An 18,522-nucleotide genomic window follows, 5' to 3' on the forward strand; every position below is an offset into this window, starting at 1 on the left:
CACGTGAAGGACTGCCCGTTTTAAATCCCCCCAAGAGAAAAGCGCCGGAGAGATTCCTACGGCGCTTTTTGTTTTTAACAACACTCTGACTTCTCAGAGTAATGCCTCAGTTGTGCTTGTGTTCGCTGGCCTCACCTGGCTTGGCGCTCTGCACCGACAGGGTAATGTCAACCTTGCCTGCCTTTTCGAAGGTCAGGGTAACAGGCACAGTGTCACCTTCGGCAAACGGCTTTTTGACTTCAAAGAACATGAAGTGCAGGCCGCCGGGCTTTAACTCAACCGTCTCGCCGGCTGGAACAGTAATGCCGTCATCCAGCTTGCGCATTTTCATCACTTCGCCCTGCATGGCCATCTCATGCAACTCAACACGGCCAGCGACATCTGATACCGCCGATACCAGCTTGTCATCGGCTTTGCCGGAATTGGTAATGGTCACAAAACCACCGCCAACTGGCTGGCCTGGCAACATGGCCTTGGAGAACCCGCCGGCAACTTCGAGATCACCAACCTTGACGGCAGCCGCAGCGTGATCAGCACCATGTCCGGCAGGTGCCGCAGCACCGTGATCGTGACCACCGCCATGCTCGGCCTTGGCGGCCACCTTCAAAACCGGAGCGGGATTGGCCAGCGAATGCGGGTCCGCACCCTTTTCAGCCACCTGATCCCAGACAACGGTGCCCTTGTCGCCGCACAGCTGCTTGACCTTGAACGGCAGGTCGGTGCCCGCCTCTACGCCGGATATCTTGCCCTGAAAAACGAAGGTATCGTAAAACTCGTCCGGCAGATTGCCGTTCTTCCAGCGAAACTCAACCGGGCCGCTTTTGATTTCCTTGCCGTGGTTGCTGTAGGCCTTCTGGTAATCGCCCTTGATGATTTCCAACTCCCAACCAGCCTTTGGCTGTGGCTTGGCGGAAATGAAACCCTCCGGCAGCTGTACCTGAACCTCTGTGGTGGCGAGACCACCATCGCAGCCATGCGGTACCTGAAGGGCAGCGACAAATGTGCTCTCCGCCGTCGCATTTTCATTGACGAAGGTGGAATGGGCAAAGCCCTGTGTTGCAGCAACCGATGTGAGCAATGTGGCATAGGCCAGAACGCTAATCTTTTTCATCTTGTTATCCCTGCGGCCGGTCCCCCGGACCATCTGCCGCCTTATGCCCAAAACAGGCGTTTTCATTCAATGCGTAACAACGGATCAGATGAAAAAGGGAGGTGCGCGGGCTCGGGATCTTTCCAGAACAGTGGTATCGGCAAGGAAACGCTGCGGGGCTGGCGTGTTGTCCAGCCAGGTAAAGCTGGTGACAAGCCATGCTTCACTGTCCGGCAGCGGCAGCAGAGTGGATGAGGCAAGCAGGCAAGCCTCGCAGAACAGCTTGCCGCTGATATCGAGATGGCCTGCGGGATCACCGGCGTGACCAACGGTTGCGCCTGGGGCATCCTCGCCATCATGACCAAAGCATATTTCGGCAAAAGTACCGTCTGGCAGACGATAGCTCTCATCCAGCACGGGCGCGGCAGTTGCCGCCTCAACCGGCTTGTGGGCAAATCCAAGCGACAGCATCAGCATGGCGCAGAAAATGCGCACAAACCTCTCTATCGATTTTGATCTGTTGTTCATGGCCCACCTGTTTACAGCAAAGCGCTCTCTGCTTTTTGCCGCAAATCAAACACGCACGATTTATAACGTGTCCTGCAAAAGGAACAATTGGTTTTCCCACGGCTTTTCATTTCATCAATGTGCAGTTTCAGGAGATGAAATCATGCCCGCAAAATCAAAGGCACAACAAAAAGCAGCAGGTGCTGCCCTCGCCGCCAAGCGCGGTGAGATCAAGAAGTCGTCTTTACAAGGCGCTTCAAAAGAAATGGCCAAGTCCATGACAAAAAAGCAACTTGAGGAGTTCGCCTCCACCGACCACAAGGGGCTGCCGGAGCATGTTGATAAAAAAGACTGAACGGAAAGCCCACCTTGTGACATGCCCGTAAAAATGCTTGGGTAACGTCACGACGACAATTATCTGTTCGCCTGCGGCATTTGGTCCTTGCCAAGCCACGGGGTTCGCAGATAATGAGCAAACTTCACCGCTGGGAGAAGCCGCTTAGGTGCGGTGCCGAAGGAGCAACCGCCCCGGAAACTCTCAGGCAAAAGGACCAGCGGGGAATGCATGACTCTGGAGAGAAGCCGCCTTTGCATGAAGGAATAGGCTCGCCGAAGGGATAACAATCTCAGGCGACAAGGACAGAGGGGGCTCTTGAACCGGCGCATTTGCGCCAAAACACGAGCCCGCGCGTTTTCGCGCAACCCTGGAGGCGTCTTTTGGACGATACCGCCGAGCTTAAAATCACCCCGCTTCATTCCCTGCATCTGTCGCTTGGCGCCCGCATGGTGCCATTTGCCGGTTATGACATGCCTGTGCAATATCCAGCCGGTGTCATGAAGGAGCATATCCAGACGCGCACCTCGGCTGGTCTGTTTGACGTGTCCCACATGGGTCAAGTCATCATCAAGGCAAAATCCGGCAAGGTTGAAGATGCAGCGCTTGCGCTGGAAACGCTGGTTCCTGTTGATATCCTGGCACTGAAAGAAGGCCGCCAGCGTTACGGTTTCTTCACCGATGACAATGGCTGTATTCTTGATGACCTGATGATCACCAACCGTGGTGACCATTTGTTTGTCGTCGTCAACGCTTCTTGCAAGGACGCCGATCTGGCGCATATGAAAGCGCATCTGTCCGACAGCTGCGACATTACTCTTCTTGATGACCGCGCGCTGATTGCCCTGCAAGGCCCGCGAGCGGAAGCAGTTCTGGCAGAACTGTGGGCCGGTGTTTCCGGCATGAAGTTCATGGATGTGCGTGAAGTGCCATTGCTTGACGTATCCTGCATCGTTTCCCGTTCCGGTTATTCCGGTGAAGACGGTTTCGAAATCTCCGTACCGGCCGACAAGGCGGAATTTATTGCCAAGGCACTGCTTGAGCATCCCGACTGTGAGCCGATTGGCCTTGGTGCACGCGACAGCCTGCGTCTGGAAGCCGGTCTTTGCCTTTACGGCAACGACATCGACACCACGACTTCGCCAATCGAGGCTGCACTGGAATGGGCCATTCAAAAGGCCAGACGTGCGGGCGGCGAACGCGAAGGCGGTTACCCCGGCGCATCGCGCATCCTTTCCGAACAGGCAAATGGCACTTCGCGCCGTCGCGTTGGCCTCAAACCCGAAGGCAAGGCCCCGGTGCGTGGCCATGCCAAGCTGTTTGCAGACGCTGAAGGCAACACCGAAATCGGTGAAGTGACCTCAGGTGGCTTTGGTCCTTCCGTGGAAGGTCCCGTTGCCATGGGCTACGTGCCGAAAGAATACGCTGCTGCTGGCACCGCAATTTTCGCCGAAGTTCGTGGCAAGTATCTGCCCGTATCGGTCGCGGCCCTGCCCTTCATCACACCGACTTACAAACGATAAACTCTTTCAAGACCTCCCGGAGAGAACCATGTTGAAATTTACCGCTGAACACGAATGGCTGAAACTTGAAGACGGCGTTGCCACTGTTGGCATCACCAGCCACGCTGCCGAGCAGCTGGGTGACCTCGTGTTTGTCGAACTGCCGGAAGTTGGCGCGACATTCGCAAAGAATGGCGAAGCGTCAACCGTTGAATCCGTGAAGGCTGCATCCGACGTTTATTGTCCACTTGATGGCGAAATCACCGAGATCAACCAGGCAATCGTTGACGATCCTTCACTCGTTAACTCCGACCCGCAGGGTGCCGGCTGGTTCTTCAAGCTGAAACTCGCCAACCCGTCAGATGCTGATGCGCTGCTCGACGAAGCAGCCTACAAGGAGCTGATTGCGTAATGACAACGCCCGCTGATTTCCAGTTCACCGACTACCAGCCCTATGACTTCGCAAACCGTCGTCATATCGGCCCGTCGCCAGCTGAAATGGAGGAAATGCTCAAAGTTATCGGTTATCGCAGCCTTGATGCGCTGATCGATGCCACCGTGCCCTCCTCCATTCGCCAGAAAACCCCGCTTACCTGGGGTGCGGCACTGTCCGAGCGTGAAGCGCTGGACCGCCTGCGCGAAACCGCCAACAAGAACCAGGTTCTGACCTCGTTGATCGGTCAGGGCTATTACGGCACCATCACGCCGCCCGTCATCCAGCGCAACATTCTGGAAAACCCGGCCTGGTACACGGCCTATACGCCCTACCAGCCGGAAATCTCGCAGGGTCGCCTTGAAGCGCTCCTGAACTTCCAAACGATGATCTGCGACCTGACCGGACTTGATGTTGCCAACGCTTCGCTTCTCGATGAAGCAACGGCAGCGGCAGAAGCCATGGCCATGTGCCAGCGCGTTGCAAAGTCCAAGGCGACATCATTCTTCGTTGACGCAAACTGCCATCCGCAGACCATTGCGCTGATCGAAACCCGTGCGGCTCCACTCGGCTGGAAAGTCATTGTCGGCAACCCGTTCTCCGATCTGGACCCGGTCGACGTGTTTGGCGCAATCTTCCAGTATCCCGGCACCCATGGTCACGTCACTGACTTCTCCGGCCTGATTGCCCGTCTGCACCAGACCGGCGCGATTGCGGCAGTTGCCACCGACTTGCTGGCGTTGACGCTGCTGAAATCTCCGGGTGAAATGGGCGCCGATATCGCCATCGGTTCCTCGCAGCGTTTCGGCGTACCTGTCGGTTACGGCGGCCCGCACGCCGCCTTCATGTCGGTCAAGGACGCTATCAAGCGCTCCATGCCGGGCCGTCTGGTCGGTGTATCGGTCGATGCACGCGGCAACCGCGCCTACCGCCTGTCGCTGCAGACCCGCGAACAGCACATCCGCCGTGAAAAGGCGACGTCCAACATCTGCACCGCGCAGGTGCTTCTGGCCGTCATGGCATCGATGTATGGCGTGTTCCACGGCCCACAGGGCATCAAGGCCATTGCCCAGCAGACCCACAAGAAGGCCGTGCTGATGGCCAAGGGTCTGGAAAAGCTTGGTTATACCATCGAGCCGGAAACCTTCTTCGACACCATCACCGTTGATGTTGGCCACATGCAGGGCGTCATCATGCGCTCAGCCGTTGCCGAGGGTGTGAACCTGCGCAAGGTCGGTGCCACCAAGATCGGCATGAGCCTTGACGAGCGCACCCGCCCGGCAACGCTGGAAGCCGTCTGGCGCGCATTTGGTGGCAACTTCGTTATTGCCGATTTCGAGGCTGATTACCGCCTGCCAAAGGATCTGCTGCGCTCCAGCCAGTACATGACGCATCCGATCTTCCACATGAACCGCGCCGAAAGCGAGATGACCCGTTACATCCGCCGTCTTTCGGACCGCGATCTGGCGCTGGACCGCTCGATGATCCCGCTTGGCTCCTGCACCATGAAGCTGAACGCCACAGCCGAAATGCTGCCGATCACCTGGCCGGAATTCTCCGACATTCATCCTTTTGTCCCTGCCAACCAGGCCCTGGGCTACAAGGAAATGATTGATGATCTCTCCGAAAAGCTGTGCTCGGTCACCGGTTATGACGCTTTCTCCATGCAGCCGAATTCCGGCGCGCAGGGCGAATATGCTGGCCTTCTGACCATTCGCAACTATCACCTTGCCAATGGTGATACGCACCGCGACGTATGCCTTATCCCAACCTCCGCGCACGGCACCAACCCGGCGTCGGCCCAGATGGTTGGCATGAAGGTTGTACCGATCAAGGTTCGCGAAAACGGCGACATCGATATCGATGATTTCCGTGAAAAGGCAGAACAATATGCGGCAAACCTCTCCTGCTGCATGATCACCTACCCGTCCACCCACGGCGTGTTTGAGGAAACGGTTCGCGAAATTTGCGATATCACCCACAAGCATGGCGGTCAGGTCTATCTGGACGGTGCCAACATGAACGCCATGGTCGGCCTTGCCCGCCCGGGTGACATCGGCTCCGACGTATCGCACCTTAACCTGCACAAGACCTTCTGCATTCCGCATGGTGGTGGTGGTCCTGGCATGGGTCCGATCGGCGTCAAGGCACATCTTGCACCGTTCCTGCCCGGTCACGTGGCAAGCGATGGCCGTGAAGGCGCGGTCTCTGCTGCTCCGTTCGGTTCGCCATCGATCCTGCCGATCTCGTGGAGCTACTGCCTGATGATGGGCGGTGAAGGCCTGACGCAGGCAACCAAGGTTGCCATCCTCAACGCCAACTACATCGCGGCCCGCCTCAAGGGCGCCTACGACGTGCTCTACAAGTCCGAAACCGGCCGTGTAGCGCATGAGTGCATCATCGACACCCGCCCGCTGGTCGACAGCTGCGGCGTGACCGTGGATGACGTGGCAAAACGTCTGATCGACTGCGGTTTCCACGCGCCGACCATGAGCTGGCCGGTTGCCGGCACGCTGATGATCGAGCCGACAGAATCGGAAACCAAGGCAGAACTCGACCGCTTCTGCGATGCCATGTTGGCCATCCGTGAGGAAGCCCGCGACATCGAGGAAGGACGCAGCGACAAGCTCAACAACCCGTTGAAGAATGCGCCGCACACGGTGGAAGATCTGGTTGGCGAATGGGATCGTCCTTATTCCCGCGAAAAGGGTTGCTTCCCACCCGGTGCCTTCCGCATCGACAAATACTGGTCGCCGGTCAACCGCATCGACAACGTTTATGGGGACCGTAACCTCATCTGCACCTGCCCGCCGATGAGCGAGTATCAGGAAGCCGCAGAATAAATGGAATGGCCCGCCTCTGGCGGGCCTTTTCTTTGGCTGCAGAAGTAGCTCGGGAAGTAGAACTCGCCCAAAAATTAGTTTTATTAACAAACGATAAAACAAATATAGCTAATTATATCCACAGCATACCCCTTCCTACTCTCCTCCCTGTGGATACCAAGCACATGTCAATCCGCCTCAAGCTTGTCTCGAGCATATCGATGCTGTCGGCAGCTATTGTCACCATCGTTGCCGTTTCGTTTTTCAGTATTTCAACCATTTCCGAGCGCACTTATTCATTGCTGGAAGACAGAATTCAGCCAATGGCCCAGCTCAAGATGGTTGCGGACATGTATGCCGTCAATATTGTCGACACCACGCACAAAATCGCTGGTGGTGAAATGAGCTGGGGGGACGGCAGCAGCAGTCTGGCAAGCGCTCAGTCAAACATTGACAAAGCTTGGAGTGCTTACGAGAGCAGCTACATGACGCCGGAGGAAAAAAATCTTGCGACGACATTCAAGGCGCATCTTGCCGAATCCGGTCCTGTCTTGACCGAACTGGCGCAAATCATTGCAAAGCGCGACATGCAGTCTTTGGTCATGTTCAGCCGCACCAAGCTCTATCCCACGATTGACCCACTTTCTGGCCCGATCAACGATCTGATCAATTTGCAAATTGAAACTGCAAAATCCGATTATCAGGCAACGCTCAAGGAAAAGAATTCAATATTCTTCTGGATGAGCGCTCTCAGCCTCATCGCACTTGTCATCGTCGGCTTTTCCGTCGTTGTCGTTATCAGTGGTGTCTCCAAACCGCTTTCGAGGCTTGAAAACCTGATGCGCCGCATCGCCTCCGGCGACCTTGAGGTAAAGCTGTTTGGCGAAGACCGTAAAGATGAAATCGGCAAGATGATCGCTGCCGTTGCCGTGTTCCAACAATCTGCCATCACCAATCGTCAACTGGAAGCAGATGCCGCAGGTGCCCGTGCACGCGCTGAACAGGAACGTGCTAGCCTGACCGCAGAGGCAGAAGCCGCCGCACAGGCGCGCCTTGAGGCCGCAACATCGGGTCTCGCCACAGGGCTGCAGCGTCTGGCCGCCGGTGATCTCGCCTTCCAGATCAACGAGCCCTTCTCGGCAGATTTCGAAGCCCTGCGCCACAACCTCAACAGCGCGGTCGGTCAGTTGAACACCACGATGATCGAAATCACCCAGGCCGCATTCAGCATCGAGAGTGGCACATTCGAAATCAGCCAGAGCTCAACCGACCTGTCACGCCGTACCGAACAACAGGCGGCATCTCTGGAAGAAACCGCAGCAGCGCTCGACCAGATCACCGCCAATGTGTCGAATTCCGCGCAGCGCACCAATGACGCCCGCAAGTTGACCGGACAGGCCAATGAAAACGCCAAGAAATCTGGCGAAGTCGTCGCCAATGCTGTGGCCGCCATGCAAAAAATCGTCCAGTCCTCGACGCAGATTTCCAGCATCATTGGCGTGATCGATGAAATCGCCTTCCAGACCAACCTTCTGGCTCTGAATGCAGGTGTGGAAGCTGCCCGCGCTGGCGAGGCTGGCAAGGGCTTTGCAGTTGTCGCGCAGGAAGTGCGCGAACTGGCACAACGTTCCGCGCAGGCCGCCAAGGAAATCAAGGAACTGATCCGAAATTCCGGCAACGAAGTTGAAAACGGCGTGAAGCTCGTTTCCGAAACAGGCACGGCACTGAAATCCATCGAAGAGATGATTGACGAGATCAACCACCACGTTGAATCCATCGCAACATCTTCGCGTGAACAATCCACCGGCATGTCCGAGGTTAATGTTGCCGTCAACCAGATGGATCAGGTTACCCAGCAGAACGCAGCGATGGTCGAAGAGACCAATGCAGCCAGTGCTACACTTGCCTCTGAAGCGTCGCGCATGAAACAGCTGATGAGCCAGTTCAAGCTCGGCCAGCAGCAGACGCAAGGTTACGCGCAAAGCCGTTACGCAGCGTAAGACAGAACTTCCTGCCCAAACAGAAAGCGCCGCACTTACCAGCGGCGCTTTTCTTTTAAGTGCACAGCAAGGACATGTCCTGTTTTGCGACAGTGACGATAACTCTGAGAAGATTTCGCTTACCGCGTCGCTTCACCTTTCCATAAGCCGTGCCGCTTAATGTGCACGACAGGTAAATGGGGCCAGAACAGGCAGGGCAACGCATGAGCATTTCAGCAATCACCAGCAACGCTTTATCAGGCATGCATGCCCATAGCCGAAGCCTTGCGGCAACCGCCAACAATATCGCCAATGTCAGCACGCCAGGTTACGCCCGCCTTGAAACCAGCTTTTCAAGCAACGCCTCTGGTGGCGTTTCCGCTTTTATCAGCCCATCCAGCGATAACGTCGGCGTCGACCTCGCCAGCGAAATGCTGGATAGCATCAATGCCGAAATCGGCTTCAAGGCCAATGCGCTCGTCTTTGAAACCGGTGCCGACATGTGGGACATGCTGCTGACCATCAAGCGCTACTGAACTTTGCAATTAGAGATATGAGTAAGAAGAAATTACTTATGAAAAGCATTCTGGCGAAAGCCGTTATCATTACATCCACACTCTTAGCTGCCCATAATCAAGCCTCTGCCGATGCCCTTATAGACGATCTGAAAGACGCGAAATCCAGGGTATATGGATACGATCTGGGCCCTGTAAATCCAGATGTATATTACGAAGTAATGCAGAAAAACCTGTCCACCAGACTGCCTGGGAAATGGATTCAGATATCCGACATCGAAGTTAACAAGGACAATATAGATAAGAAATGCGAAGCGAATTATTTTGAGTTCGCCCGGATAGACGAATATTCATTCTCGAAAAAATACCACACTGCCGAAACCGCGGACATCTACATCCTCAAAGCGGGAACGACGTACAGTGTTCGTCGCGACTATCAGCAAGCAATGAAAGACATCGAGAAACTCAGGAAGGATTTTCCGGATTTCGATAAGAATGCAACCCAACGCTCCCTACGGTTCTTAAACCTAGAGCGGATTGTCTTGATGACCAGCGCCAGCACGGTGATTGAAGCATCACTCGAAGGAACGGTGTCGATGTACGGACGCTGCCCTTGAAACGGCAGCAACCGTTGACTGTGCCTCCCGCCTGACCGCTTAAACTGTTTTGCTAATTACAGAGGCGATGCCTAAGTTTATCAGCGCGTCAGCTGAATATCGCTCGTCACAACGTTCTTTCCGTTTGCACCGTCTTTGTCAGTGGTACGAAGGCGCAGGCCATTGTTGCCCACCTTGCTGATGGTCATATTGGCCACCCGGTCGCCATTGATTTCACGGTTCCAGCGCACGGTCAGATTGATAGCATCACCCTGACGTTTTCCGCTGAGCGCTGACGGGCGGCCGGACGGGCCAACATAATTGCCTTTATAGCTGTTGCCACTGGCCGCCAAGTCGGCAGATATCTCGCGTTTGACCACCACCAGTCCACGGCACGTGCCTTCCATGCGCAGCGATTGGCCCGCCGGATTTGACTGGAATGTGCAAGTAACCTTCACCGGCGATGCATTGGTTCGCATGCGCACGGTGCCGGTGCCCTTCCAGCTGCCGCCAAGACTGGCGAGAAACTGGCTTTCATTCGCCATTGCGGGCGGTGCAGCAACAACTGCGGCAAGCATAATGATCGATGCTAACTTATAGCTCATGACGCTGTTCCTTTTCACATGAACAGCCAACGTCCAGCAGTGCCGATAGTTCCTTCACACAGAAGCGTTAACCGTAACAGCAACCAATTTCAAAATCGTGCGTTTCACGCCAGCTTCGCCTCGCATCAGAAAGAGCCGTCGATGACAACGCTAACAACACCCATCCACTCAGACGCCCAATCACTAGGCAAAACCCCGCATTCCGGCATCTCTGACCGTTCACTACTGGCACTGGCTGTGCTGAATTTTTTCCTGGCCGATGCGCGGGATGGGCTGGGGCCATTTCTGGATGCGTTTCTCGCCACCAATGGCTGGTCGGCCATGCAGCTTGGCCTGATTGCAACGGTCGGCGGGCTGATCGGTCTTGCAGCAACGCCCCTGTGTGGGGCACTGGTCGATAGTTCAACCTGGAAACGACTGCTGATTGCCGTGCCGGTCATCATCGTCACCGTTGGTGCATTGATAACGCTGATCTTTACCAACGAGGCAGTTGTCTGGACCGGTCAAATCATGACGGCGGTTGTTGGCGCAGTCATAGGACCTGCCCTTGCTGGCCTGACGCTTGGTCTTGTTGGCGAGAAACTGTTTCCACGCCAGATTTCCCGCAACGAGTTCTGGAACCATGGCGGCAATTTCGTTTCGTTATTTGCGACCTATATGGCCGTGTCTGCCTTCGGCATTTCGGGTGTCATCGGGTTGATGATCGTCACCGCTGTCGGCGCTCTTGCTGCCATTGCCGCCATTGACCCGAAACGCATTGATCACAAGGTTGCCCGCGGCCTGGCTGAGGACAAGGGTGAGCCCGGACCATCCGGAATAAAGATACTGCTGAATGAAAAAGGCCTGATTTTTCTGGCAATCATCCTGCTGATCTTTCACTTCGGCAACGCACCGATGGGCCGCTTGATCGCGCAGGATTTTGCCATTGAGCTCAACTCGCCGTTTCGTACCACCGCCATCATTACCGGTGTCGCGCAATTTGCCATGATCTTCGTGGCAGCCGCAGCACCGTGGCTCATTCGCCGGTTTGGTCTGTCGACCGTGTTTCTGATTGCGCTGATCGCTTTGCCCATTCGCGGCCTGCTTGCCGCGTCCTTCGAACAGTTCTGGGTGATTTACCCCGTGCAATTGCTTGATGGCATTGGTGCTGGCCTGCTGGGCATTGCCACGCCGGTTGCGGTGGAACGTATTTTGAAAGGCACAGGCCGCTTTAATGTCGGCCTTGCCAGCGTCATGACGTTGCAAGGCATCGGCGCCTCCTTGAGCAACGGCGTTGCAGGCTGGTTGACCACCAAGGGTGGTTATGCGCTTTCGCATCTTGTTGGCGGTGGCATCGCGGCGATTGCCATCGCCTTATTCTTGCTGTTCCGACACGACATCGTGCCGCCAAAGAATACGGAAACGGCCTGAATGCAAAAAGGAGACCGCGAGGTCTCCTTTTTCAATTCACAAGGTCCTGTCGATCAACCGACGAAAGCGCGTTCGATCACGAATTCTGCTGGCTTGTTGTTGGCGCCTTCATTGAGGCCAGCCTTTTCCAGCAGTTCCTTGGTGTCTTTCAGCATTGCGGACGAACCGCAGATCATGCCGCGATCGATTTCAGGATCGAACGCCGGAACGCCGAGATCGGCAAACATCTTGCCGTTTTCGATCAGGTCGGTGATGCGGCCGGTGAAGGGATAATCTTCACGGGTCACCGTTGCGTAATGTTTCAACTTGTCGCCAACCAGTTCGCTCAGGAACTCGTGGTTCTTGATTTCCTCGACCAGATCAAAACCATATTTCAGCTCAGCCACGTCACGGCATGTATGCGTGAGAATGACTTCCTCGAACTTTTCGTAGGTTTCAGGGTCACGGATAAGGCTTGCGAAAGGCGCAATGCCGGTACCGGTCGAGAACATGTAAAGACGTTTGCCGGGTGTCAGCGCGTCCAGCACCAGCGTGCCTGTCGGCTTCTTGCGCATCAGCACCGTGTCGCCTGGCTTGATGGCCTGCAGGTGCGAGGTCAAAGGACCATCTGGCACCTTGATCGAGAAGAACTCAAGTTCTTCATCCCAGGCCGGGCTAGCAATCGAATAGGCACGGTAAACAGGCTTTTCACCGACCATCAGGCCGATCATGGCGAACTCGCCAGAGCGGAAACGGAAACCGGCCGGGCGTGTCATGCGGAAACGGAACAGACGGTCGGTATAATGCTCAACCGAAATCACCGTCTCGGCGTAAACGCCGTCCGGAATCTTGGCTGCGAATTCTTCATTCTTGGCTGGAGCATTCATGCGTTGGTCCGTCCATTTCAGGTCTACGATGGATATTGCAGGGCAATTATACCATTCCATGCCGCTTTTAAAGGCATGGAATGTCATAGCTGGTCTACGTTTGAAAAATATGCACCAAAACCTCATGTTTTCATGAGATCAGTTGCAAACCACCCACCAAAATTAAGCTTCGGCTTGCAAAATACGAGATGTCATACTGCCGCACGCCGACGCCAGCTGTATGAATCAGTGGTCACGGCTTGCCTGACCGCTGGCTGATAGTGAACATCAATGCCTGGAATACGATGTTCAGACAGTCTGCGGATCGCCGTTTCATTGGTCACCGAAAGGCTGGAAAAACCGGTGCGCAACATATGCGGAATCTGGTCAAGCAGCACATCGCCCACCGCCCTCACCTCGCCAGCAAAGCCCAGGCGCGAGCGCAGCAATGAGGCATGGCTAAAGCCGCGACCGTCATTATAGGCCGGAAATGAAATGGCGACCAGCGCGATACGGTCTAGATAAGGTGCCAAACGCAACACATCATCGGCAGGCTTGATCAGCACGCCAAGGTTCACGTCATTGCTTTCCTCTACCTTCACAAGGAAGCTATCAAGATCAAGGATCGACTGTTGATTGTCAGTGGCCTTTACGTCCTCGGTTTCGATAACCCAGGGGTCGTTCTCAACAAAGCCGCTTTCGTTCCAGATTTTTGTCATGTCCAGCCTTCCTTATGCCGCTTCTGCCGCAGTGCCATAAAGCGCATCCTTGAAAGGTTGCTGCCCGACACGACGGTAGGCTTCAAGGAAAGTCTCCTCTTTCGACAGGCGCAGGCCAATATAGGTATCAACAATCGTCTCGATGGCGTCGGTTACCTTTTCAGGCTCGAAACCACGGCCGATGATTTCACCGATCGAGGTGTTTTCATCACCAGAACCACCCAGCGTGATCTGGTAAAGCTCCGCACCCTTCTTTTCCACGCCCAGCAGGCCGATATGGCCAACATGGTGGTGGCCGCAGGCATTGATGCAGCCGGAAATCTTGATCTTCAGCTCACCAATTTCCGCCTGACGCTCTGGCGAACCAAAACGGGTGGAGATTTCCTGCGACACGGGAATGGAACGCGCATTGGCAAGCGCGCAATAATCCAGCCCGGGACAGGCAATGATATCGGTGATCAAACCGGCATTGGCGGTTGCCAGGCCCGCTTCGGCGAGAGCCCGGTAAACCGGCTCCAGATCGGCCAGCGCCACATGCGGCAAAATGATATTCTGCTCATGGCTGATGCGGATCTCATCCAGCGCATATTCCTCGGCAATGTCTGCCACGATATCCATTTGTGCATCGGTCGCGTCACCCGGAATGCCGCCAATCGGCTTCAAGGAAATCGTCACCATGCCGTAGTCAGGGTGCTGGTGCGGCTGCACGTTCTGGTCCACCCAGCGGGCAAAGGCCGGATCAGCCTTTTTCCAACGGGCAAGGCTTTCCCATCCCTCTGCACGCGCCTGCAGGTCAGGGGCAGCAAAATAGGCGGTAATAGCCTGAACATCGGCTTCCGGCAGCTTCAGCTCGCCATTGCGCAGGTGCGCAAATTCTTCGTCCACCTGACGGGCCAGCTCTTCCGTGCCGGTTTCATGGACCAGGATTTTGATACGTGCCTTGTATTTGTTGTCGCGGCGGCCGTGCAGGTTATACACGCGCATGATGGCCGTGATGTAGGACAACAGGTCCTCTTCCGGCAGGAAGTCGCGCAGTTTCTTGGCAATCATCGGCGTTCTGCCCTGCCCGCCACCGACGTATACGGCAAAACCGATCTCGCCTTTTTCGTTTTTCTTCAGGTGCAGACCAATGTCATGAACCTGAATGGCGGCGCGGTCGCGCTCGGCACCGGTCACGGCAATCTTGAACTTGCGCGGCAGGTAGGAAAACTCCGGGTGCACGGACGACCACTGGCGCAGGATTTCCGCGTATGGGCGTGGGTCTGCCACTTCATCGGCAGCAGCGCCGGCAAAATGGTCGGCAGTTACGTTGCGAATGCAGTTGCCCGATGTTTGCAGCGCGTGCATTTCCACGCTGGCAAGCTCGTGCAGAATATCAGGCGTATCCGACAGTTTTGGCCAGTTATACTGGATGTTCTGGCGGGTGGTGAAATGGCCGTAACCACGGTCATATTTGCGGGCGATATGCGCCAGCATGCGCATCTGCCGCGCGTTCAATGTGCCATAGGGAATGGCAACACGCAGCATGTAGGCATGCAGCTGAAGGTAAACACCATTCATCAGTCGGAGGGGCTTGAACGCATCTTCAGCCAGTTCGCCAGAAAGGCGGCGCTCTACCTGATCACGAAACTGGTCCACACGGCTCTTTACGAAAGCGTGATCGAATTCGTCGTAGCGGTACATGTTATTCCTCAGACTGCAATAAAGGCGGAATCGGCAGGCTTGAAGCCCGCTGCGTAATGAATGGTCGGGCCAGCGGCACGAATGCGCTCTCTCAAACGCGTCGGCCAAAGACGGCCATCCTGTTCGGCGACATCAACCAGATTGACATCGACCACACGGTTTGCGGAAAAGTCGCGTTTGCCAACCTCTTCCAGCGAAGCAACCGCTTCGGCGTGGCGGGCAACAAAGGCCGCCTGCAGGTCTTCCGTCCATGTGCCATTGGCATCAAGCCACACGGCAATGCCATCGCCCAGCCGGTTCGCAGTCAGAACCTTGTCAGCCATTTTCATACTCCTTCTTGCGATCCGCGACCCGGCCAGACAGGGCCAGAGCCTCGGATCTCTCAAAATTCGCGCCAGCAACCGCTTCCCCGATGATAACCATGACAGGACCTGTCAGTTCATCCCGGAATTCGAGGTCGGGCAAATCGTTCAACGTGCCGTGCAACAGGCGTTTATCGCTTCGGCTTGCATTTTCAATAACCGCCACAGTGGTTTCCGCAGCCAGCCCCGCATTCATCAGACGGGTTGCCACAGAGGCGGCAACTGTACGCCCCATGTAAACGGCAACCGTCGCACCTGACACAGCAAGGCTTGCCCAGTCGGGCAGAACATCGCCGGTCAGATCATGGCCGGTGGTGAAGATTAGCGAGGAGGCAACGCCACGCAGGGTCAACGGTAGTTCGAAATCGGCCGCGGCAGCAAAGGCAGAGGTGATACCCGGAACGATCTGGTAGGAAATACCGGCCTCACGCAGGGCCGCCATTTCCTCGGCCGCACGACCGTAAACCAGGGGATCGCCGGATTTCAGGCGCACGACACGTTTGCCTTCCAGTCCCAACTGCACCAGCAGCTTGTTGATCTCGTCCTGCGACTTGCTGTGGCAGCCCTTGCGCTTGCCAACCGACAAACGCTCGGCATCACGCCGGCCCATATCGACAACAGCCTGCGGAACAAGCGCGTCATAAACGATCACATCGGCTTCCATCAACACGCGCTGCGCCCGCAGCGTCAACAGGTCTTCCGCACCTGGACCGGCACCCACCAGCCAGACATACCCCTTGGTGTTGCCAGCCGTGTTCAGCAGCCTGTTGGCCTCGGAGCGTGCCGAAGCGCCATCATTGACAGCAACCGCGTCGGCAACAGCACCGGAAAAGAACTGGCGCCAGAAGCTGCGACGCAAGGCACCCTTCGGCACCAGCTTTTCAGCCGCATCACGATATTCGACGGCCAGACGCGCCAAGGCACCAAGCGATGGCGACAGCATCTGGTCAATGCGCGCACGGATCATCTGCGCCAGAACCGGGCCTGCACCCTCCGTACCGATGGCAATGGCAACCGGTGCACGCGACACCAGTGCCGGCGTGAAGAAATCGCAATAGTCAGGCTGGTCGACAGCATTGGCCGGAATGCGGGCGGCGCGAGCAGCATCAACGATGGCGCGGTCCTGCGCACCGTCACCGGTGGCAGCAAAAACCAGCGATGCGCCAGCAAGCACATCAGGGACAAATGCCTGCGCCACATGCTGCACACCACGGCCTTCATGTTCCCGCAGAAAACCGGCATAGTCTGCTTCCGGCTGATCGGCATAGGCGATGATACCGGCATTGGTGTTCAACAGCAGGCGGACCTTGGCAAAAGCCTCATCGCCATTGCCAAACACGGCAACGCACTTGCCCTCCACCTTGAAGAAGGCGGGAAAGGTTGAAAGCCGGTCGCTGGCATATGGGGAGGCACTGTCCTGATACATGTTTCAAAGTATCGCTGATCCGGCCAAATACTTGAAGAAACAGAAATTCCGCCTAACCCATTAGCTGGATTTTTCTTTTCTGCGATTGGTGGCTTTTGAGGATAACTAACCAACCCTCACCAAAACATCCGCCTAAAAAGCCCTAAATCCATCGAAAAACCGATGTTTTTGCTTCACATTTTTGGCAAAACGCGAATATGGTCGGATACAAATTTCGAGGAATGAAACCGTGAAAACCACAACGATTGCATCCCGCCTTCTCGATGTTATCGAGCATGACATATTACCGCTGACGACAAAAGGTGTCGCGACCGGAAACAAGGTTTTTGGCGCCGCCATCCTGCGAAAATCCGACCTGTCGCTGGTGATTGCCGAGACCAATAACGAGCTTGAAAACCCGCTGTGGCACGGTGAGGTTCATACTTTGAAACGCTTCTACGAGATGGGTGAAAAGCTCAACACCAAGGATCTGATTTTCCTCTCTACCCATGAGCCCTGCACCATGTGTATGTCGGCCATCACCTGGGCGGGATTTGATAATTTCTACTCTTTCTTCAGCCATGAGGATTCACGCGATGCCTTCGCCATTCCACATGACCTGAAAATCCTGAAGGAGGTTTTTGGCCTCGAACCGGGCGGATATCGCCGCAACAATGCGTTCTGGAATTCCTATTTCATTGCCGACCTTGTGGACAGCGAGGAAGAACCTGCCCGCACGACGCTGAAAGCGCAGACAGATCGCATCAAGGCGATTTACAACAGCCTTTCCGACACCTACCAATCCTCCAAGTCAGACAACGACATTCCCCTTAACTGACCCCGTAACGGACATAGCCGAAAGCAGCAGCATGGAAGCCTCGAAGGACATCTCCCGCCTCATCGAGATCATGGAGGCGTTACGCCAACCGGAGACCGGTTGCCCGTGGGATATCGTGCAGACCTTTGAAACGATCAAACCCTACACGATCGAAGAAGCCTATGAGGTCGCAGACGCAATAGAACGCAAGGACACGGATGATCTTTGCGAAGAACTCGGTGACCTTCTACTACAGGTGGTATTCCATTCCCGCATTGCCGAGGAAATGGGTGAGTTTTCCTTTGGTGACGTGGTTCATGCCGTTACCTCGAAAATGATCCGCCGGCACCCGCATGTCTTTGCCGTGTCCGATGCGGACACGCCTGAAACGGTAAAACTGCAATGGGATACCATCAAGGCTGCCGAAAAACGCGAGCGTGCGGAACGCCGCGCCAAACGTGGCATCACCGAGGATTTCAAGGCCGGTTTCCTTGGCAATGTCCACCGCAGCCAGCCGGCATTGACCGAAGCACTGAAACTGCAGGAACAGGCCGCACGGGTCGGTTTTGACTGGTCCAAGCCGGAACCGATCCTCGACAAGATCGAGGAGGAAGTGGAAGAATTGCGCGAGGCGCTGGCATCTGGCAAACCGGAAAAAGTGGCTGACGAACTCGGCGACCTGATTTTTGCACTGGTCAATATCGGACGCCATGTCAGCGCGGATCCTGAGACGGCACTGAGAGGAACGAACACAAAGTTCCGTCGCCGTTTCAATCACATAGAGCAAAGCCTTGAATCAAATAATGAGCGCCTTGAAGACGCGGGCCTTGAGCGCATGGAAGCGCTGTGGCAGGCGGCCAAGGCTATTGAGCGGCAACTGGACTGATTGAGTGTTTCT

The 18,522-nt window shown here is 55.7% G+C and carries 18 protein-coding genes and 1 riboswitch; of the genes, 10 read left to right on the top strand and 8 right to left on the bottom strand.

Translation table 11 applies throughout. The features are described 5' to 3' along the window. Window positions 1-106: 106 nt before the first annotated feature. Both PYL13_RS11680 and PYL13_RS11685 read right to left on the bottom strand, forming a co-directional pair. Complete coding sequence (locus PYL13_RS11680; RefSeq protein WP_275641491.1) at window positions 107-1,111, bottom strand: copper chaperone PCu(A)C; 1,005 nt, start codon at window positions 1,109-1,111, stop codon at window positions 107-109. Window positions 1,112-1,195: 84 nt separating this feature from the next. Then, entirely contained in the window at window positions 1,196-1,585 is a 390-nt protein-coding gene (locus PYL13_RS11685) for a hypothetical protein (protein ID WP_441296638.1), read from the bottom strand. Window positions 1,586-1,760: 175 nt separating this feature from the next. Between PYL13_RS11685 and PYL13_RS11690 the strand changes: the two genes are divergently transcribed. The 7 genes from PYL13_RS11690 to PYL13_RS11720 all read left to right on the top strand — a co-directional run bounded on the left by PYL13_RS11690 (window position 1,761) and on the right by PYL13_RS11720 (window position 9,799). Further along, window positions 1,761-1,952 (top strand): DUF3008 family protein, encoded by a 192-nt coding sequence (locus PYL13_RS11690; protein WP_259146041.1) that lies wholly within the window; start codon window positions 1,761-1,763, stop codon window positions 1,950-1,952. 121 nt (window positions 1,953-2,073) lie between these two features. Continuing rightward, window positions 2,074-2,161, top strand: a riboswitch (glycine riboswitch). 153 nt (window positions 2,162-2,314) lie between these two features. Further along, window positions 2,315-3,454 (top strand): glycine cleavage system aminomethyltransferase GcvT, encoded by a 1,140-nt coding sequence (gene gcvT / locus PYL13_RS11695; RefSeq protein ID WP_275641493.1) that lies wholly within the window; start codon window positions 2,315-2,317, stop codon window positions 3,452-3,454. A 28-nt stretch (window positions 3,455-3,482) separates the two neighbouring features. Continuing rightward, window positions 3,483-3,845, top strand: coding sequence for a glycine cleavage system protein GcvH (gcvH, locus tag PYL13_RS11700; protein WP_250981692.1), 363 nt, complete (start codon window positions 3,483-3,485; stop codon window positions 3,843-3,845). Beyond that, entirely contained in the window at window positions 3,845-6,709 is a 2,865-nt protein-coding gene (gcvP, locus tag PYL13_RS11705; protein WP_275641494.1) for an aminomethyl-transferring glycine dehydrogenase, read from the top strand. The genes gcvH and gcvP overlap by 1 nt, the downstream gene beginning before the upstream one ends. A gap of 164 nt (window positions 6,710-6,873) precedes the next feature. Continuing rightward, window positions 6,874-8,688: a HAMP domain-containing methyl-accepting chemotaxis protein gene (locus PYL13_RS11710; protein WP_275641495.1), complete on the top strand. Its 1,815-nt coding sequence runs from the start codon at window positions 6,874-6,876 to the stop codon at window positions 8,686-8,688. A 203-nt stretch (window positions 8,689-8,891) separates the two neighbouring features. After that, window positions 8,892-9,203 (top strand): flagellar basal body protein, encoded by a 312-nt coding sequence (locus PYL13_RS11715; RefSeq protein ID WP_275641496.1) that lies wholly within the window; start codon window positions 8,892-8,894, stop codon window positions 9,201-9,203. 38 nt (window positions 9,204-9,241) lie between these two features. Continuing rightward, the gene (locus tag PYL13_RS11720; RefSeq protein WP_275641497.1) at window positions 9,242-9,799 is read left to right on the top strand and encodes a hypothetical protein; all 558 of its coding nucleotides are present in this window, start codon (window positions 9,242-9,244) and stop codon (window positions 9,797-9,799) included. An 80-nt stretch (window positions 9,800-9,879) separates the two neighbouring features. Here PYL13_RS11720 and PYL13_RS11725 read toward each other — a convergent pair whose 3' ends face one another. Then, on the bottom strand, window positions 9,880-10,383 hold the full coding sequence (locus tag PYL13_RS11725) for a hypothetical protein (RefSeq protein ID WP_259146033.1): 504 nt from the start codon (window positions 10,381-10,383) through the stop codon (window positions 9,880-9,882). Between the two features lie 141 nt (window positions 10,384-10,524). Here PYL13_RS11725 and PYL13_RS11730 point away from each other — a divergent pair, with 141 nt between their 5' ends. After that, on the top strand, window positions 10,525-11,793 hold the full coding sequence (locus PYL13_RS11730) for an MFS transporter (RefSeq protein WP_275641498.1): 1,269 nt from the start codon (window positions 10,525-10,527) through the stop codon (window positions 11,791-11,793). 53 nt (window positions 11,794-11,846) lie between these two features. Here PYL13_RS11730 and PYL13_RS11735 read toward each other — a convergent pair whose 3' ends face one another. From PYL13_RS11735 to cysG, 5 genes are all read right to left on the bottom strand, one after another. Then, window positions 11,847-12,659 (bottom strand): ferredoxin--NADP reductase, encoded by an 813-nt coding sequence (locus tag PYL13_RS11735; RefSeq protein ID WP_192488744.1) that lies wholly within the window; start codon window positions 12,657-12,659, stop codon window positions 11,847-11,849. Window positions 12,660-12,850: 191 nt separating this feature from the next. Further along, on the bottom strand, window positions 12,851-13,357 hold the full coding sequence (locus tag PYL13_RS11740; protein WP_275641499.1) for a DUF934 domain-containing protein: 507 nt from the start codon (window positions 13,355-13,357) through the stop codon (window positions 12,851-12,853). Window positions 13,358-13,369: 12 nt separating this feature from the next. Beyond that, complete coding sequence (locus PYL13_RS11745) at window positions 13,370-15,040, bottom strand: nitrite/sulfite reductase (protein ID WP_275641500.1); 1,671 nt, start codon at window positions 15,038-15,040, stop codon at window positions 13,370-13,372. 8 nt (window positions 15,041-15,048) lie between these two features. Continuing rightward, a complete protein-coding gene (locus tag PYL13_RS11750; RefSeq protein ID WP_250981700.1) occupies window positions 15,049-15,363 on the bottom strand; it encodes a DUF2849 domain-containing protein in 315 nt (104 codons plus the stop codon). Continuing rightward, the gene (gene cysG / locus PYL13_RS11755; protein ID WP_275641501.1) at window positions 15,356-16,828 is read right to left on the bottom strand and encodes a siroheme synthase CysG; all 1,473 of its coding nucleotides are present in this window, start codon (window positions 16,826-16,828) and stop codon (window positions 15,356-15,358) included. The genes PYL13_RS11750 and cysG overlap by 8 nt, the downstream gene beginning before the upstream one ends. A gap of 229 nt (window positions 16,829-17,057) precedes the next feature. Here cysG and PYL13_RS11760 point away from each other — a divergent pair, with 229 nt between their 5' ends. Beyond that, window positions 17,058-17,645 carry a deaminase gene (locus PYL13_RS11760; protein ID WP_275641502.1) on the top strand — a complete coding sequence of 196 codons (588 nt, stop codon included), beginning with the start codon at window positions 17,058-17,060 and terminating at the stop codon, window positions 17,643-17,645. Window positions 17,646-17,676: 31 nt separating this feature from the next. Beyond that, window positions 17,677-18,510: a nucleoside triphosphate pyrophosphohydrolase gene (mazG, locus tag PYL13_RS11765; protein WP_275641503.1), complete on the top strand. Its 834-nt coding sequence runs from the start codon at window positions 17,677-17,679 to the stop codon at window positions 18,508-18,510. The last annotated feature ends 12 nt before the right edge of the window (window positions 18,511-18,522 follow it).

It is taken from the genome of Agrobacterium sp. Azo12, from assembly GCF_029193765.2.
Classification (GTDB): Bacteria; Pseudomonadota; Alphaproteobacteria; order Rhizobiales; family Rhizobiaceae; genus Agrobacterium.

Bases quoted from the DNA above. Each gene is read 5' to 3' on its own strand.
- PYL13_RS11680 (WP_275641491.1), bottom strand. From the start codon at position 1,111: ATGAAAAAGATTAGCGTTCTGGCCTATGCCACATTGCTCACATCGGTT.
- PYL13_RS11690 (WP_259146041.1), top strand. From the start codon at position 1,761: ATGCCCGCAAAATCAAAGGCACAACAAAAAGCAGCAGGTGCTGCCCTC.
- gcvH (WP_250981692.1), top strand. From the start codon at position 3,483: ATGTTGAAATTTACCGCTGAACACGAATGGCTGAAACTTGAAGACGGC.
- gcvP (WP_275641494.1), top strand. From the start codon at position 3,845: ATGACAACGCCCGCTGATTTCCAGTTCACCGACTACCAGCCCTATGAC.
- PYL13_RS11710 (WP_275641495.1), top strand. From the start codon at position 6,874: ATGTCAATCCGCCTCAAGCTTGTCTCGAGCATATCGATGCTGTCGGCA.
- PYL13_RS11715 (WP_275641496.1), top strand. From the start codon at position 8,892: ATGAGCATTTCAGCAATCACCAGCAACGCTTTATCAGGCATGCATGCC.
- PYL13_RS11720 (WP_275641497.1), top strand. From the start codon at position 9,242: ATGAAAAGCATTCTGGCGAAAGCCGTTATCATTACATCCACACTCTTA.
- PYL13_RS11725 (WP_259146033.1), bottom strand. From the start codon at position 10,383: ATGAGCTATAAGTTAGCATCGATCATTATGCTTGCCGCAGTTGTTGCT.
- PYL13_RS11730 (WP_275641498.1), top strand. From the start codon at position 10,525: ATGACAACGCTAACAACACCCATCCACTCAGACGCCCAATCACTAGGC.
- PYL13_RS11735 (WP_192488744.1), bottom strand. From the start codon at position 12,659: ATGAATGCTCCAGCCAAGAATGAAGAATTCGCAGCCAAGATTCCGGAC.
- PYL13_RS11740 (WP_275641499.1), bottom strand. From the start codon at position 13,357: ATGACAAAAATCTGGAACGAAAGCGGCTTTGTTGAGAACGACCCCTGG.
- PYL13_RS11745 (WP_275641500.1), bottom strand. From the start codon at position 15,040: ATGTACCGCTACGACGAATTCGATCACGCTTTCGTAAAGAGCCGTGTG.
- PYL13_RS11750 (WP_250981700.1), bottom strand. From the start codon at position 15,363: ATGGCTGACAAGGTTCTGACTGCGAACCGGCTGGGCGATGGCATTGCC.
- cysG (WP_275641501.1), bottom strand. From the start codon at position 16,828: ATGTATCAGGACAGTGCCTCCCCATATGCCAGCGACCGGCTTTCAACC.
- mazG (WP_275641503.1), top strand. From the start codon at position 17,677: ATGGAAGCCTCGAAGGACATCTCCCGCCTCATCGAGATCATGGAGGCG.